The organism is Anaerococcus sp. Marseille-Q5996, from assembly GCF_946893725.1.
In the GTDB taxonomy this organism is placed as follows: domain Bacteria; phylum Bacillota; class Clostridia; order Tissierellales; family Peptoniphilaceae; genus Anaerococcus; species Anaerococcus martiniensis.
The window spans coordinates 1-788 of the sequence record NZ_CAMPPE010000013.1 but is presented as its reverse complement, the minus strand read 5'-3'; the positions used below and the strand labels follow the sequence as shown (position 1 = coordinate 788).

At 43.4% G+C, this 788-nt stretch carries 2 rRNA genes; both read left to right on the top strand.

The features are described from left to right. Window positions 1-217 (top strand): 16S ribosomal RNA (locus OC526_RS08310); the annotation flags it as partial. Between the two features lie 266 nt (window positions 218-483). Continuing rightward, window positions 484-788 (top strand): 23S ribosomal RNA (locus OC526_RS08305); the annotation flags it as partial.

The window sequence follows — 788 nt, the reverse complement described above, 5'->3', positions numbered from 1 at the left end:
TGCATGAAGTTGGAGTTGCTAGTAATCGTGGATCAGAATGCCACGGTGAATGCGTTCCCGGGTCTTGTACACACCGCCCGTCACACCATGGAAGTTGGCAATACCCGAAGCCTGTGAGCTAACCGTTTGGGAGCAGCAGTCGAAGGTAGGGTCAGTAACTGGGGTGAAGTCGTAACAAGGTAGCCGTATCGGAAGGTGCGGCTGGATCACCTCCTTTCTAAGGAAGCCCGGCCTGGTGGGTGGAAGATGCTTGCATCTTTCATCCTAGAACGAATCTTGCGAAGCAAGAGAGCTTCTAGGACGTCTCTACAAACGTAAGCAATTATATTTGTATTAGATTAACCAATCAGGTCCGGAAAGAGAATGATACGTTATTCTCTATCAATTAGAAATACTTGTTGCTCAAATTAATAGTTTAATTATATTTATTAAAATGAACCACTCACAAAGTGAGTAAAAAATTAAATAGCAAACAATATTTCCAGTCAAGAAAGAAAGGGCGCAAGGTGGATGCCTTGGCACATGAAGACGATGAAGGACGTAAGTGAACGAAAACTAGGGTAAGCTCACAACAAGCAATGACCCCTAGGTATCCGAATGGGGAAACCCGGCTGATGAAGAATCAGTCATCCTATGGTGAATACATAACCATAGTGAGGTTAGACCCTGCGAACTGAAACATCTAAGTAGCAGGAGGAAAAGAAAGAAAACTCGATTTTCCAAGTAGCGGCGAGCGAAAAGAAAACAGCCCAACCCAGTAAGAAATATATTTTTTAGCAGAATCATTT